This is a genomic window from Arthrobacter sp. 10T419, assembly GCF_056394105.1.
Window position 1 is genome coordinate 386,298 of the sequence record NZ_JBFTHF010000001.1, and the last position, 14,240, is coordinate 400,537.

General features: G+C 67.3%; 13 protein-coding genes. 10 read left to right on the top strand and 3 right to left on the bottom strand.

Annotated elements, in window-relative coordinates; translation table 11 throughout:
• Positions 1-168: 168 nt before the first annotated feature.
• Positions 169-2,385 carry a S9 family peptidase gene (locus tag AC1DBD_RS01855; RefSeq protein ID WP_476981306.1) on the bottom strand — a complete coding sequence of 739 codons (2,217 nt, stop codon included), beginning with the start codon at positions 2,383-2,385 and terminating at the stop codon, positions 169-171.
• Between the two features lie 29 nt (positions 2,386-2,414).
• Positions 2,415-3,476 carry an LCP family protein gene (locus tag AC1DBD_RS01860; RefSeq protein ID WP_476981307.1) on the bottom strand — a complete coding sequence of 354 codons (1,062 nt, stop codon included), beginning with the start codon at positions 3,474-3,476 and terminating at the stop codon, positions 2,415-2,417.
• A 169-nt stretch (positions 3,477-3,645) separates the two neighbouring features.
• Here AC1DBD_RS01860 and paaA point away from each other — a divergent pair, with 169 nt between their 5' ends.
• The 7 genes from paaA to galU all read left to right on the top strand — a co-directional run bounded on the left by paaA (position 3,646) and on the right by galU (position 9,546).
• The gene (gene paaA / locus AC1DBD_RS01865) at positions 3,646-4,689 is read left to right on the top strand and encodes a 1,2-phenylacetyl-CoA epoxidase subunit PaaA (protein WP_476892031.1); all 1,044 of its coding nucleotides are present in this window, start codon (positions 3,646-3,648) and stop codon (positions 4,687-4,689) included.
• The gene (gene paaB / locus AC1DBD_RS01870; protein ID WP_028265291.1) at positions 4,686-4,991 is read left to right on the top strand and encodes a 1,2-phenylacetyl-CoA epoxidase subunit PaaB; all 306 of its coding nucleotides are present in this window, start codon (positions 4,686-4,688) and stop codon (positions 4,989-4,991) included. Before paaA ends, paaB begins: the two co-directional genes overlap by 4 nt.
• Positions 4,988-5,917, top strand: a complete 930-nt coding sequence (gene paaC, locus AC1DBD_RS01875) for a 1,2-phenylacetyl-CoA epoxidase subunit PaaC (protein ID WP_441416879.1) — start codon at positions 4,988-4,990, stop codon at positions 5,915-5,917. The genes paaB and paaC overlap by 4 nt, the downstream gene beginning before the upstream one ends.
• 41 nt (positions 5,918-5,958) lie before the next feature.
• Entirely contained in the window at positions 5,959-6,513 is a 555-nt protein-coding gene (paaD, locus tag AC1DBD_RS01880) for a 1,2-phenylacetyl-CoA epoxidase subunit PaaD (protein ID WP_476892289.1), read from the top strand.
• 15 nt (positions 6,514-6,528) lie between these two features.
• Positions 6,529-7,755, top strand: coding sequence for a 1,2-phenylacetyl-CoA epoxidase subunit PaaE (gene paaE, locus AC1DBD_RS01885; protein WP_476981308.1), 1,227 nt, complete (start codon positions 6,529-6,531; stop codon positions 7,753-7,755).
• Between the two features lie 24 nt (positions 7,756-7,779).
• On the top strand, positions 7,780-8,562 hold the full coding sequence (locus tag AC1DBD_RS01890; protein WP_476981309.1) for an enoyl-CoA hydratase/isomerase family protein: 783 nt from the start codon (positions 7,780-7,782) through the stop codon (positions 8,560-8,562).
• A 93-nt stretch (positions 8,563-8,655) separates the two neighbouring features.
• The gene (gene galU, locus AC1DBD_RS01895; RefSeq protein WP_441416882.1) at positions 8,656-9,546 is read left to right on the top strand and encodes a UTP--glucose-1-phosphate uridylyltransferase GalU; all 891 of its coding nucleotides are present in this window, start codon (positions 8,656-8,658) and stop codon (positions 9,544-9,546) included.
• 26 nt (positions 9,547-9,572) lie between these two features.
• Here the strand turns inward: galU and AC1DBD_RS01900 are convergent, their stop codons facing one another.
• Positions 9,573-10,034, bottom strand: coding sequence for an Lrp/AsnC family transcriptional regulator (locus tag AC1DBD_RS01900; protein ID WP_441416883.1), 462 nt, complete (start codon positions 10,032-10,034; stop codon positions 9,573-9,575).
• A 159-nt stretch (positions 10,035-10,193) separates the two neighbouring features.
• On the opposite strand from AC1DBD_RS01900, the gene pdhA reads away from it, so the two are divergent.
• From pdhA to AC1DBD_RS01915, 3 genes are read left to right on the top strand one after another with little or no spacing between them, the layout of a single operon-like run.
• The gene (gene pdhA / locus AC1DBD_RS01905; RefSeq protein WP_476981310.1) at positions 10,194-11,453 is read left to right on the top strand and encodes a pyruvate dehydrogenase (acetyl-transferring) E1 component subunit alpha; all 1,260 of its coding nucleotides are present in this window, start codon (positions 10,194-10,196) and stop codon (positions 11,451-11,453) included.
• On the top strand, positions 11,450-12,562 hold the full coding sequence (locus tag AC1DBD_RS01910; protein ID WP_441416885.1) for an alpha-ketoacid dehydrogenase subunit beta: 1,113 nt from the start codon (positions 11,450-11,452) through the stop codon (positions 12,560-12,562). Before pdhA ends, AC1DBD_RS01910 begins: the two co-directional genes overlap by 4 nt.
• Before the next feature lie 2 nt (positions 12,563-12,564).
• Positions 12,565-14,235 carry a dihydrolipoamide acetyltransferase family protein gene (locus AC1DBD_RS01915; protein WP_476981311.1) on the top strand — a complete coding sequence of 557 codons (1,671 nt, stop codon included), beginning with the start codon at positions 12,565-12,567 and terminating at the stop codon, positions 14,233-14,235.
• The last annotated feature ends 5 nt before the right edge of the window (positions 14,236-14,240 follow it).

The window sequence follows — 14,240 nt, forward strand, 5'->3', positions numbered from 1 at the left end:
GCCCCCAGTGAGCAGTGTCTCCAACTACGTGCCTAGTGCAGGTCAATAGTAAGCATGATGATCAAATTTGGGTACACGGGAGGCTGGATATTCCGTCGGTTGCTCCGTAACGGCCCTTTTGAAGGCTCAAACGGCGGTTACGGAGCGGCCGACGGGGAGAGGCGACGCCTACTTCAGCCCGGCGCCGGGCAGCAGTTCCGTGGCGCCGAGGGAGTCCGCGACGAAGGCGTAGTCCCAGGCGCGCTCTTTCCACTGCACGTAGCGGCCGGAGGCGCCGCCGTGGCCGCCCTCCATCTCGATCTTCATCACGATCGGCTCGCTGCCGGTGTTCACCTCGCGCAGCCGCTGCACCCACTTGGCCGGTTCCACGTAGAGCACCCGCGTGTCATTGAACGAGGTGACGGCCGCGATCTTGGGGTACGCCGCCGCCCGGACGTTCTCGTACGGCGTGTAGGACTTCATGTACGCGTACACGTCCGGGTCCGTGATCGGGTTGCCCCATTCCTCCCACTCCAGGGCGGAGAGCGGCAGTTCCGGGTCAAGGATGGTGGTCAGGGCATCCACGAACGGGACGGCTGCGACAATCGCCGCGTACTTTTCCGGCGCTAGGTTGGCCACGGCGCCCATCAGCAGGCCGCCGGCGGAGCCGCCCATCGCCGCAATCCGGGCCGGGTCCACCCAGCCGGATCCGGCGAGCCAGTCGGTGGCCGCAATGAAGTCGGTGAAGGTGTTCTTCTTGTGCAGCTTCTTGCCGTCGTCGTACCAGTGCCGGCCCAGCTCGCCGCCGCCGCGGACGTGCGCGATCACGAACACGATGCCGCGGTCCAGCAGCGAGAGCCGGGGAATGCCGAAGCCCGGGTCCATGCTCAGTTCGTAGGAGCCGTAGCCGTAGACCAGCCCGGCCGCGGTCGAATCCTGCCGCACCGAGGCGTGTCGGAGGACCGAGAGCGGGATGCGGGTCCCGTCGGACGCCACCGCCCATTCCCGGGTTGCGACGTAGTCGGCGGACGAGTAGCCGCCCAGCACTGGGCTCTCCTTGCGCAGCAGCAGCTCGCCGGGGGGCGCTTCCGCCGTCGGGAGCACAAAGTCGTAGACCCGCGAGGGCGTGAAGTAGGAGGTGTAGCCCATCCGGATGACGGGGGCCTCATAGTCGGAGCCGGCCACCCCGGCGGTGTACAGCTCCTCGTCAAAGGCCGGCTCCACGGGTGCGCCCTGGTCCGGGGTGCCGAGGCCCGCCAGCGGGAGGACCTGCACCCGTTCGATCGTGTCCTTGCGGATGGACAGCACCAGATGGGTGGAGGTGACGCCGGCGCCATTGACGCGCACCTGGTCGGAATGCGCGACAACCGTAAGCCAGTGCTGCTCGGCGGCGGGCTTGGCGAGTTCGGCCGGGTCCACGAGCGAGACCATCGAGTTGATGGCGTCCTTGTTGTGGGTCAGCAGGATGGTTTCGGACTTGTCGCCGTCCGGGCCGGTCAGCAGGAACGGTTCGGCCTCGTACAGGATGCGCTCGTCGCGGGAAATAACGGTTGTCAGCCCGGCATCGGGGTCATCGAAGCGCAGCAGGCGGGTTTCGCTGAACTCGGAGCAGCCGATGCCCAGGACCAGGTGCCGGCGGTCCGCGGAGAGCTCGAAGCCGAGCCACAGGGCGACGTCGTCCTCCTGGTAGATCACGTCGTCCTCGCTGACGGGCGTGCCCAGGACGTGGGACTTCACCTGGTACGGGCGCCACGACGCGTCCACCACGGTGTAGAAGATCCGGCTGCCGTCGGGGGAGAAGGAGATGCCGTAAAAGACGTTCTCGATCACGTCCGGGAGCAGTTCGCCGCTGCGGAGGTCCTTGATGCGCAGGGTGAACCGCTCGTCGCCGGCGTTGTCCACGGCGTAGGCATACAGGTTCCCGTCGATGGTGACCGCGGAGCCGCCGACGGCGAAGAACGGCTTGCCTTCGGCCTCAATGTTGCCGTCCAGGAGAACTTCCTCGCCCGGGATTTCGACGCCGACCTCGACGGCGGGGGGAGTCCAGTCCGCCACGCGGTCGCCGCTGTCCTGCGCGCGGACGCGGCACTGGATGCCATATTCCTTGCCCTCGACCGAGCGGGTGTAGTACCACCAACCGTCCTTGCGGTTCGGCACGGAGAGGTCGGTCTCCTGGGTGCGTCCCTTGATTTCCTGGAAGATGGCCTCGCGCAGCGGTTCCTGGTGGGCGGTCACGGCTTCCTGGTACGCGTTTTCGGCCTTCAGGAGTTCCACGACCTCGGCGGATTCCTTGTCCCGCAGCCACTCGTAGTCGTCCTCGAACACGTCGCCGTGGTGGGTGCGGGGGGCAGGGACCTTCTTGGCGACGGGGGGCTGCGGGGAAGGCTGCACGGGAGTCTGCGTCATGGACCCAATCTACCCAACCCCCGCGCCGGTCAGTTGCCGTTTTGCAGTTTATGGGCGGCCACGTAGTTGCTGAGCTTGTTGGCGCGGAGGGCCGCAGCGATCTCCGCGGTGGCGGCGGGATCCTCGAGCACAATGGATTGCCCGTCCGCACTGGTTCCGACCCCCGCCGTCGGCAGCGTGAAGAACACGGCGCCGTTGGCCGGGGTGGTGTGGAAGCTGAACGCCAGGCGTGCCAGGGCGTCCAAGGTCAGTCCCGGGGTCACCGTGATGCGGGGCAGTGCAGTGGTCGCCAGTTTGCGGGCGGTGGCGCGGTCGGTTGCGCCCTGCTTGACGACCTTGGTCAGCACGGCCTTGAGGAAGGTCTGTTGATTGCGGACGCGCTGGTAGTCGCCGTCGACGAACGCTTTGCGTTCGCGAACGAAGTCCAGGGCCCGGGCGCCGTTGAGCCGGTTCACTCCGGCCGGAAACCTGACCCCCGGGTCGATGGTCGACTCAAAGGGCAGCTTCACATTAACGTCGACGCCGCCGACTGCGTCCGTCAGGGCGGCGAAAGTCTGGAAATCGACCATGACGGTGTGGTTGACGTGCTGGCCCAGCAGGGACTCGACGGTCCGCGTCACCAGGGGGAGGCCGCCCAGCAGCAGGCTTGAGTTGATCTTGGCTTGGCCGTGGCCGGGGATGTCCACCCACAGGTCACGCATCAGGGAGATGCCGTACGCCTGCTTCCGGTTGGCAGGGATGTGCACGAACACGATGCTGTCCGCCAGTTGGGTCGACGGCTTGCCCGCAGCGGCCGCGCCCCGCTGGTTGACCCGGCTGTCGCTGCCGACCAGCAGGATGTTCAGCGCGGTGGGCGGAGGCTCCGGCGGCGGGGTGGGCTTGGGCTTCTTGGTCGCCGTTGGTGTGGCGCTCGGGGCCGGGGTCTGCGGCGGGGCCGCGTTCTCCGTCCGCGGTGTCATCAGGAAGGCCGCCGCGGCAATGCCGGCGGTCAGCAGCAGCCCCAGGGCGGCGAACAGGATCCGGCGGCGCCGCCGGCCCGTCGGTGGCGGGGGTGGTGCTGCTGGTGGTTCTGCTGCTTCCGGCGTTGCCATGACCGGACAATATCACCGGCGGCCATGGCTGGTCCGTCTCCTCCGGGCCGCCGGTGCCCCGCGTGTCGGCTGCCGCGGCCAGCGCCGCGGTGCTTGACTCCCTTCCCGCCTTCCGCATATCCTGAACGAACGGTCGGTAATTATTTATCGGAAATGCATAGGAGCAACCATGGCATCGCAGACCCTGCAGTCAGTGCCCGCCGAGCCATCGCCGGCACGGCACGAAACGCGGCATGAAATGAGCCCGGAGGACGCGGCCCGCCGTGATGCCGAGGGGCAGGCCTACTTCGACAAAGTCATGGCGGAGGACTCCCGGATCGAACCCCGTGACTGGATGCCGCCGGCCTATCGCAAGACCCTGCTGCGCCAGATCTCGCAGCATGCGCACTCGGAGATCATCGGCATGCAGCCCGAGGCCAACTGGATCTCCCGCGCCCCGAGCCTCAAGCGCAAGGCCATCCTGATGGCCAAGGTCCAGGACGAGGCCGGTCACGGCCTCTATCTCTATTCCGCCGCCGAGACCCTTGGCCAGCCGCGCGACCAGATGATGCAGGACCTGATGGACGGCAAGGCCAAGTACTCCTCCATCTTCAACTACCCGGCCCGGACCTGGGCGGATATGGGTGCCATCGGATGGATGGTCGACGGCGCTGCGATTGCCAACCAGGTGCCGCTCTGCCGGGCCTCCTTCGGCCCCTATGGCCGCGCGATGGTCCGCGTCTGCAAGGAGGAGTCCTTCCACCAGCGGCAGGGCTTCGAAATCCTGCTCGAACTCTCGAACGGCACCCCCGAGCAGAAGCAGATGGCGCAGGACGCCGTGAACCGCTGGTACGCCCCGGCCCTGATGATGTTCGGCCCGCCGGATGACGATTCCCCCAACTCCAAGCAGTCCATGGCCTGGAACATCAAGCGCTTCAGCAACGACGAGCTCCGCAACCGTTTCGTCGGCATGATGATGGAGCAGGTCAAGGTCCTGGGACTCACCCTCCCGGACAAGGACATCCGTTTCAACGAAGAAACCAAGAAATGGGAGCATGGCCCGCTGGACTGGGATGAGTTCCACGAAGTCCTGGCCGGCCGCGGACCGTGCAACGCCCAGCGCCTGGAACGACGCCGCGAAGCCCACGAGAACGGTGCCTGGGTACGCGAAGCCGCCGCCGCCTACGCGGAAAAGCAGGCCAAAAAGCACGCAGAGAAGGAATCCGCAGCATGACAACCCCCGAACCCCACGCAGGCAACGTCTGGCCCATCTGGGAAGTCTTCGTCCGCTCCAGCCGCGGCCTCTCCCACGTCCACGCCGGATCCCTGCATGCCCCGGACGCCGCGATGGCCCTGCGCAACGCGCGGGACCTTTACACCCGCCGCAATGAGGGCGTGTCCATCTGGGTGGTCCCCGCCGACGCCATCGCCTCAAGCGACCCGGATTCAAAGGGCTCCTTCTTCGAGTCGCCGCAGGGCAAGGATTACCGGCACGCGACGTACTACACCAAGAGCGAAGGCGTGAAGCACCTGTGAGCACCCCCGAAGCAACGACTGAAGCAAACGCCCACGACGCGGGCCACGGGGACATCTCCGTCGGCGTCACCGGGGCAGGAGCCGGCGGCGACGGCATGGCCAGCGCCACCCGGATCACCCCCGGAAATGCCCTCCGCCCGGAGGACATTGCCCTGGCCGTCAGCCGCGGCACCGCCAAGCCCAGCGAAGACGCCGCCGAATTCGCCCTCCGCCTGGGCGACGACGCCCTGGTCCTGGCCCAGCGCCTGGGCCACTGGATCTCCCGTGCGCCGGAGCTCGAAGAGGACATCGCCCTGGGCAACATCGCCCTGGACCAGCTGGGCCATGCACGCTCCTTCCTCAGCTACGCCGGCGGATTTGACGGCCGCAGCGAGGACGATCTGGCGTACTTCCGCCGCGAGCCTGAGTTCCGGTCTGTCGAGATTTTCGAAATCCCGAACGGGGACTTCGCGGTCACGATCGCCCGGCAGTTCGTCGTGAGCTACTACCAGTTCGAGCTGTACCGCCGGCTGGTCGACTCCACCGACGCCACCCTGGCCGGCATTGCGGCGAAGGCCGTCAAGGAAGTGGACTACCACCGCGACCACAGCGCCCAGTGGGTGCTGCGCCTGGCCCTCGGCACGGACGAGTCCCGCCAGCGGATGATCCACGGCTTCAAGGTCATCTGGCCCTACGTCGACGAGCTGTTCCGCGACGATGAGCTTACCCACCGCCTCAGCGAGTCCGGTGCCGCCGTCGAGCCCTCCAGCCTGCGCGCCGACTTCGACCGCCTCACCGGCGCGGTGCTCGCGGAAGCGGAACTGGAAGTCCCGCAGGTCCAGCCCGCACCGGGCGGCGGCCGCCGCGGACTCCACTCGGAACACCTGGGCTACCTCCTCTCCGAAATGCAGGTCCTGGCACGCGAATTCCCCGGAGCGAGCTGGTAACCATGCCGGACATGTACGTCAGCCACCCCACGGCCGATTCCATGGCACCCGGGCAGCAGAAGACCGCAGACCAGAAGACTGCGGATCAGAAAGCCTGGGACGTCGCCGCCACGGTCTGCGACCCGGAAATCCCCGTCCTCACCATCGAGGACCTCGGGATCCTTCGCAACGTCCGGGTGACGAAGGAACCAAACGCAGACGACGGCGGCATGGTCCCGGCCGTGCAAGTCACCATCACGCCCACCTACTCGGGCTGCCCTGCCATGGACGCCATTCGCGACGACCTCGTGACCGCCTTCAACCGGGAGGGCTATCCCAGCGTCAACGTTGAGCTGGTTCTCTCCCCGGCATGGACCACGGACTGGATGAGCGAGTCCGGCAAGGCCAAGCTGGAGCAGTACGGGATCGCCCCGCCTTCCGGCCACTCCAACGCCGTCCGGCACGCCGGGCCGATCCGCCTGTCCCTCGCCGTCAAATGCCCGCAGTGTTCATCGCTGAACACCAAGGAACTCACCCGCTTCGGTTCCACGTCCTGCAAGGCGCTGTACGTCTGCCAGGACTGCAAGGAACCGTTCGACTACTTCAAAGTTTTGTAAGGAACAGGTGCCTCCATGACTGTTGTCCGCCAGACCGCCGCCGAGTCGGCCGCAGCCACCGGCCGCCGTCGTGCGTCCTTCCACGCCCTGACGGTGGACGAAGTCCGCCGGCTCACCGATGACGCCATCGAGGTGACCTTCGGCGTTCCGGCTGAACTGGCCGGCCAGTTCGATTACCTCCCGGGCCAGTACGTCGCCCTGCGAACCACCCTTCTGGACGAGTCCGGCGAGCCGAAGGAAATCCGCCGCAGCTACTCGATCTGCGCGGAGCCGCGCAGCTTCGCGGACGGCAGCAGCGAAATCCGTGTGGCCATCAAGAAGGACCTCGGCGGCCTTTTCTCCACCTGGGCCAACTCCGAGCTCAAGGCCGGCGACGTCCTGGACGTGATGAGCCCGATGGGCGCCTTTGTGTCCAAGCACGGCCGCGACGGCAAGCCCGTGGAACAGAACGTCATGAACTCCATGAACCATCCGGAAGAGCTGGCGGGGGAGCCCGGATCGTTTGTCGCGATCGCCGCCGGATCCGGCATCACTCCCGTGATCGCGATCGCCCGGACGCTGCTCGCTGCCCACCCGGATACCCGCTTTGACTTGATCTACGCCAACAAGGCCGCCATGGACGTGATGTTCCTTGAGGAACTCGCGGACCTCAAGGACAAGTACCCGTCGCGCCTGGCGCTGCACCATGTGCTCTCGCGCGAACAGCGGATCGCGCCGCTGCTCAGCGGCCGGATCGACGCCGAAAAGCTCCAGGCGCTGCTGGGCACCGCGATCCACGCCGACGACGTCGACGAATGGTTCCTCTGCGGACCGTTCGAGCTCGTCCAGCTGTGCCGCGACACCCTTGCGGCCCGGGGCGTGGAGCCGGAACACGTCCGCTTCGAGCTGTTCAGCTCCGGCAAACCGGACCGCCCCGAGGGCAACATCGGCCGGCCGGTGATCGCGGACGAGTCCAAAGAGACGTACAAGATCACCTTCAAGCTCGACGGACTGCAGGGCGAGGTCGCCAGCCCCACACACGCCCGCGAATCGATCCTCAACGCGGCCCTGCGGGTCCGGCCGGACGTCCCCTTCGCGTGCGCCGGCGGCGTCTGCGGCACCTGCCGCGCCAAGGTGGTCAGCGGCTCGGTCACGATGGACGAGAACTACGCGCTGGAGCAGGACGAACTGGACAAGGGCTACGTGCTGACCTGCCAGTCCCATCCCACCACCGCCGAAGTCACCGTCGACTTCGACGTCTAAGCCTTCACCCATCCAAGGAGCCGCATGATTTCCCTGACCATCGCCGACGGCATCGCCGAGGTTGTCCTGGACGCGCCGCAGAAGCTGAACTCGCTGGACGAGCAGGCGCTGCAGGATTTGGCACAGGCGTACGACGACGCCGCCGACGCCGCCGCGCGCGGGGAGGTGCGGGCACTGCTGCTGCGCGGCGAGGGCCGTGCCTTCTGCGCGGGCAGGGACATCGCCGGCGTGACTCCGGAGAGCGACGACGCCCAGGCGTACCTGGGCGGACTCGTCCAGCCGCTGCTGAAGAAGATGAGCTCCTTCCCGGCACCCACTTTCGCGGCGGCGCAGGGCGCCTGCCTGGGGGTGGGGCTCGGGCTGCTGCTGGCCACGGACGTGGTCTACGTCGCGGACACGGCCAAGTTCGGTTCCCCTTTCGCCAAGCTCGGCGCCACGCTGGACTCCGGCGGGCACTGGTACTTCACCGAACGGCTTGGGATGCACCGCACCCTCGATTTGATCTACACCGCGGAGCTCATGAGCGGCGCCGAGGCGGTGGCGCAGGGACTGTTCAGCCGCGCCATGCCAGCGGAGGAGCTGCTGGAGAACACCCGGGCCATCGTCGCCAGGGTGGCCGCCGGCGCCACCGAAGCGTTCAACGCCAGCAAGGAACTGGTGGCACATATCCGCGACCAGCGCCTTGGCCTCTGGGAGGCTATGGAGGAGGAGAACGCCGAGCAGGCCCGCCTCTGCAAGAGCGAGGACTACGCCGAGGGTTTCCTGGCCTTCCAGGAGAAGCGCGCCCCGGTTTTCAAGGGCAGATAGCCGCTCCTGCGCCTTACCAAGCCCTGGCTGCGCTAGTACTCGTCTTTGCTACGAAGCATTCTCATTTCCGGAACGCGCTTGTAATGTTCGGTTATGACTTTGGGGAAATCTGTAACTAAGGCTGTCATTCCTGCCGCTGGACTGGGCACCCGTTTCCTGCCGGCAACGAAGGCGATGCCTAAGGAAATGCTGCCTGTGGTGGACCAGCCGGCCATCCAGTACGTGGTCGAAGAGGCTGTCAGGGCCGGGCTCACGGACCTGCTGATGATTACGGGGCGGCAGAAGCGCGCGTTGGAGGACCACTTTGACCGGGCGCCCGGGCTCGAGCGGACGCTGGAGCTCAAGGGCGACACGGAGCGCCTGGCCGCGGTTCACGAGGCCTCCGCCCTCGGACCCATCCACTACGTCCGGCAGGGAGAGGCCAAGGGCCTGGGGCACGCTGTGCTGTGCGCCAGCCAGCATGTGGGCGACGAGCCGTTTGCCGTCCTCTTGGGCGATGACCTGATAGATGAAGCAGAGGACCTGCTCACCACCATGATGGAGGTGCAGCAGAAGACGGGTGGATCGGTGATTGCCCTGATCGAGGTGGATCCTTCGCAGATCAGCGCTTACGGATGCGCGGACATTACGGCCATCGAGGGCGAGGAGTTCGTCCGGGTGAACAGCCTGGTTGAGAAGCCGGCCGCCGGCGAGGCGCCCTCGAACCTTGCCGTGATCGGCCGCTACGTGCTGCACCCGTCTGTTTTCGGCGTCCTGGAGGACACCCCGCCGGGGCGCGGCGGCGAGATCCAGCTGACGGATGCGCTGCAGTCCCTGGCCGTCGGTGAGGGCGAAGGTTCCGGCGTCTACGGCGTGGTCTTCAAGGGCCGGCGCTATGACACCGGAGACAAGCTCAGCTACCTGAAGGCCGTCATCACCATCGCCTGCGAGCGCGTTGAGTTCGGCGAAGAACTCAAGATCTGGCTCAAGGGTTTCGTGAACTGACCGGAGTACCTTGCGGCCCGGGGCGGCTATCTCGTATCCAGGTCCTCGAACACCAGGAACGTCTGCGTGTCCAGGACCCCGGGCATGGACTGCAGCTGGTCGAAGATCACCCGGCGCAGGTCCACGTTGTCCACGGCGCGGACCAGCAGAATGACGTCGAAGTCACCGCCCACCAGGGCGATGTGGTGCACCTCGGGAATCGCGCGGAGCAGTTCCCGAAGCTCCCGCCAGGAATGCTGGCGCACCTTCAGCGTCACGTAGGCGGATGACTTCAGCCCGGCCTTGATCGGATCCACGAGCGCCGTGAACTTGGTAAGGACCCCCTCGCCGGTCAGCCGGGCAATCCGGGTGTACGCGTGGGCGCGGGAAATGTGGACATTCTCGGCCACCTGGGTCACGGACATCCGGCCGTCACGGGTCAGCTCGGCGATGATGTTCCGGTCCACGTCGTCGAGCGGTACCGCCTGGTCCGCTTCCGCCTCTGCCATTTGTCCACAACCTCCGCCGGTAATCCAGCTCACATTTACGTTTTGTCTTTCAGGTTAGGGCAAAATCCGGGACTTCTCCATGATTCCGCCCGGGGGTGGATACGAAACGGTCCCCGGGACCATACTGGGAGCGAATAGTGGCTACAGAAAGACGGACCAATGACGATCTCCGCAGACCACCCTGCGCAGCAGCCTGTGGCCGCGCAGCAGCCGACCCCCGGGCAAGCGGCCTCCGCCGCGACGGAAAATCCCGCCAGCGAGGCCGTGCGCAAGTTCGGCATCACGGTCGAGGACTACATGCTTCCCGCCCGGCACCCGATCCAGATCGTGGGACCCGACGGCGCGCCGAACGCGCACACGGAGCAGGGCGCCCAGCCCGGCCACGAATACGGCCTCCCGGGGGACGCGGAACTGATGGCCGCCTACGAGCAGCTAGTCGTCGGCCGCCGCGTCAACGACCAAAACTCCGCGCTGGTCCGCCAAGGCCGGATGGCCGTCTACCCCTCCAGTCACGGCCAGGAGGCCTGCCAGGTCGCGGCGGCGCTCTGCCTCTCCGACGGGGACTGGATGTTCCCCACCTACCGCGACTCGGTGGCCGTGATGGCCCGCGGCGTGGACCCGGTCCAGACCATGACGCTGTTCCGTGGCGACTGGCACGGCGGCTACGACCCCGCCAAGCACAAGGTCGGCATCCAGTGCACGCCGCTGACCACCCAACTGCTCCACGCCGTCGGCGTCGCCCACGCGGCCAAACTCCGCGGCGAGGACACCGTTGTCCTGGCCATGTGCGGCGACGGCGCCACCAGCGAGGGCGACTTCCACGAGGCGCTGAACTTTGCCGCCGTGTTCCACCTCCCGGTGGTCTTCTTCGTCCAGAACAACCAGTACGCCATCTCCGTGCCGCTCGCGCACCAGTCGGTCGCGCCGTCGCTCGCGCACAAGGCCGTCGGCTACGGCATGGCCGGCGAACGCGTGGACGGCAACGACATTGTTGCGCTCCTGGCCGTACTCGGCCGGGCCGTGAAACTGGCCCGCGACGGTTCCGGCCCGCTCCTGGTGGAAGCGCACACCTACCGGATGCAGGCCCACACCAACGCCGACGACGCCACCCGTTACCGGCAGGACAGCGAGGTGGCCGAATGGGTCGCCAAGGATCCGCTGAGCCGGATGAAAACCTACCTGACGGAGCGCGGACTGCTCGACAACGACGGCGCCGCCCGGATCGCGGAAAAGGCCGAAACCGTAGCCGCGCAGCTGCGCGAGGGCCTGGGCGAGGATGTCCCCGTAGATCCCCAGGACCTCTTCAAGTACGTCTTCTCCGCCCCGACCCCGCAGCTGAAGGAACAGTCCGCCATGCTCGCCGACGAACTGGCACGCGACGCCGCCTCCGCTACGACTTCCGAGGAGTCCGCACAATGAGCCCCACCGTCACCACCTCCTCCGAGGCGAACAACAACGTCAGTGCCGCCACGGCCCGGGCCGCAGCCAAGGCCGCCGTTGAAGCCGAAAAGACCGGCCCGCAGACCATCACCCTGGCCAAGGCGCTGAACACCGCCATGGCCGACGCCATGCACGCCGATGCCTCGGTCCTGGTCTTCGGCGAGGACGTCGGCATGCTTGGCGGCGTCTTCCGCATCACCGACGGGCTCACCAAGACCTTCGGGCAGAGCCGCTGCTTCGACACCCCGCTGGCCGAATCCGGCATTGTCGGCATGGCCGTGGGCATGGCCATGAACGGCATGCGCCCGGTCATCGAGATGCAGTTCGACGCCTTCGCCTACCCGGCGTTCGAACAGATCGTCAGCCACGTCGCCAAGATGCACAACCGCACCAAAGGCACCGTGAAGCTGCCGATCGTCATCCGCGTCCCGTACGCCGGCGGCATCGGGGGAGTGGAGCACCACTGCGACTCCTCCGAGGCCTACTACGCCCACACCGCTGGCCTCAAGGTCTTCACCCCGGCCACCGTGGCCGACGGCTACCGGATGCTCCGCGAAGCCATCGACTCGGATGACCCGGTGATGTTCATGGAGCCCAAGAAGCTGTACTGGTCCAAGGACCAGGTGGACCTGGACGCGCTGCGGGCCGAGCACGCCGCGAACGCCGAACGCGGGACCTCCTCCGAGGGCCGCGCCGCCGTCGCCCGTCCCGGCACCGACGCCACGCTGATCGCCTACGGCCCGTCCGTCCCGACGGCGCTCGCTGCCGCGGCCGCCGCCGCCGAGGAGGGCCGCTCACTTGAGGTGATCGACGTCCGCTCGATCGTGCCGTTCGACGACGAGACCGTCTGCGCCTCGGTCCGCAAAACCGGCCGCGCCGTCGTCATCGCCGAAGCCCACGGCTTCGCCTCCGTGGCCTCCGAGATCGTGGCCCGGGTCCAGGAACGCTGCTTCCACCACCTGGCCGCGCCGATCCGCCGCGTCACCGGCTTCGACGTGCCGTACCCGGCGCCGAAACTCGAGCACTACTACCTGCCCGGCGTGGACCGCATCCTCGACGCCGTTGACGACCTCCAGTGGGAAGACTGACCATGACCGAACCGAAAGTATTCCTCCTGCCGGACCTCGGCGAAGGCCTCACCGAAGCCGAGCTCGTCAGCTGGCTCGTAGCCGTGGGTGACGAGATCCGCGTTGACCAGCCGATCGCCGAGGTGGAGACGGCCAAGTCCATGGTCGAGGTCCCCTCGCCGTATGCCGGCACCGTCGCCGTGCTGCACGGCGAGCCCGGCCAGACGCTCGACGTCGGCAAGCCGCTGATTTCTGTGACTCCTGTTGGTGTCTCCGTGTCCGGCGGTGGGGCCCCCGGTACGGGTGCCCGGGAGGCCGGCGCGGATGATGCCGCCAGTGGCGCCGCCACAGGCAATGCCGCCCCCGCCCCTTCGCCGGACGGCATTGCTGCAAGCAGCATGCCGTCCGGCTCCGACAGCGGCCCCGGACTTCCCAATGCTCGCAAGCTCGCATCGGGTCCCTCGTCCGGTGCCTTAGATGCCACTCCCGGGGCGGCATTGCCTGCGTCGGCTGGTAGCGCTGTCGACTCACCGGCCGTTGTTGCCGACTCGCCGGCCGCAGTAGCTGCCGAGGTTTACCGCGAGGAGGAGAAAGCCGGGTCCGGGAATGTGCTGATTGGGTATGGGACTCCGGGCGGGCACGGGGTTGCTCGGCGGACGCGGGCACCTAAGCGGGCCGTATTGGCCGAGCCTGTGGCTCAGGTGTCTGCGGCGGAGAAGGCTGCGGACGATCTCTTGCTGATGCGGACGCGGGTTCCGGGGAAGCTGGGGGCCGTGATTTCTCCGCTGGTCCGGCGGATGGCGCGGGACCATGGGGTTGATTTAGGGGAGCTGCAGGGTTCCGGGACGAGCGGGCTGATCATGCGCCGCGACGTCGAGGCCCTGATCAAGCCGGCTCCGGCAGCTGGGCGACCCGCGGCGCAGCCGGCGGAAACGGCGCACCCCGCCGCCGGTGGCACCGATGCGCGGACCGGGCTGGGCATTTCCGGGCGCACCCCGGTCCGGGGCGTGCGCAAGGCCGTGGCCGCGAACATGAGCCGCAGCCGTTCCGAGATTCCCGAAGCCACCGTGTGGGTGGACGTGGACGCCACGGCGCTCGTGGAGCTTCGTGCCGCGTTGAAGAAGACGGATCCGCACCACGCCCCGGGGCTGCTGGCGTTCATTGCCCGGTTCGTCACCGCCGGGCTCAAGAAGTTCCCGGAGCTGAACACCCGGATCGTCACCACCGAGGACACCACGGGCGGGGCCAGCCAGGAAATCGTGGCCTTCGACGGCGTCAACCTGGGGTTTGCGGCGCAGACGGACCGGGGTTTGATGGTCCCCTCCGTGCGGAATGCGGACAAACTCAGCGCCCGGGAACTGGATGCGGAGATCCGGCGGCTCACCGCCGTCGTCCGCGACGGTAAAGCCACGCCTGCGGAGCTGGGCAGCGGCACTTTCACGCTGAACAACTACGGCGTCTTCGGCGTGGACGGTTCCGCGGCAATCATCAACCACCCCGAGGTGGGCATCCTCGGCGTCGGACGCATCATCGACAAGCCGTGGGTGGTCAACGGGGAGCTTGCCGTCCGCAAGGTCACCGAGCTGACGCTCACCTTCGACCACCGTGTGTGCGACGGCGGAACCGCCGGCGGTTTCCTGCGCTACGTCGCCGATGCGATCGAGAACCCGGGGGCCGTGCTGGCCGATCTCTGAGACTG